At 62.2% G+C, this 731-nt stretch carries 2 pseudogenes; both read right to left on the reverse strand.

From position 1 onward, the window contains the following. Nucleotides 1–180: pseudogene (locus VTU_RS28250) on the reverse strand (ABC transporter substrate-binding protein); the annotation flags it as partial. A gap of 174 nt (nt 181–354) precedes the next feature. Continuing rightward, nucleotides 355–731: pseudogene (locus tag VTU_RS28255) on the reverse strand (ABC transporter substrate-binding protein); the annotation flags it as partial.

A 731-nucleotide genomic window follows, 5' to 3' on the forward strand; every position in this document is an offset into this window, starting at 1 on the left:
GACCAGGCTCTCGTACACATACGCGTGCAAGCCGTTTTGCAGCGAAATGTTCTGGGTATGAATGTCCCAGGACCCCACCTCGGACTGGCTGGTCCATTTGAAGGTTTTCGCGTGCAGTGCGGGCGCAAGCAGCAGCGCTGCCGCGGCAGCCAGGGACAGGAAACGGTATTTGGATTGCATGGACCAGGCTCGATTTTCAAGGTTTCACTGTGCAGCAAAGCCGGCGCTGCGGCCAAGGGGTAATCCCTCTCCCCGGGCAAGCGCATCGGGAGCATCGCATGCAAGGATGGCGCCAAGAATTGGACAAAAGGCACAAAGGAGACAAATACGCTGCGCGCCGGCTGCGGCAGCGCCTCAGTGCACCCGGACCATGCGAATGTCCACGCGATTATCCGCGCGGTGCACGAGATCGACGTTCCGCTTCATGGCCCAGGGAATCACCTGGTCGTGCAAGGGGATGTGCGATACGGTGTCGTTGGACAGTTGCAGCGCCTCGGTGAGCATGCGCGCGCGCACGGGCGCGTCCGTCTCCCCCTTGATGCGGTCCACGAGGTAGTCCATGCGCGGGTGGCTGTAGCGGCCCAGGTTGTAGTAGCCGTCGGCACCCGCGCCCACCGTGCGCACCAGCGATTGCAGGCTGTTCAGCGCGTCGAACGTGGTCACACCCCAGCCCAGCATGTAGATGCTGGCTTCCTGGCGCTTGATCATCGGAAAGTAGCTCACGAGCGGCA

The organism is Verminephrobacter aporrectodeae subsp. tuberculatae At4 (genome assembly GCF_000193225.1).
GTDB lineage: Bacteria > Pseudomonadota > Gammaproteobacteria > Burkholderiales > Burkholderiaceae_C > Acidovorax > Acidovorax aporrectodeae.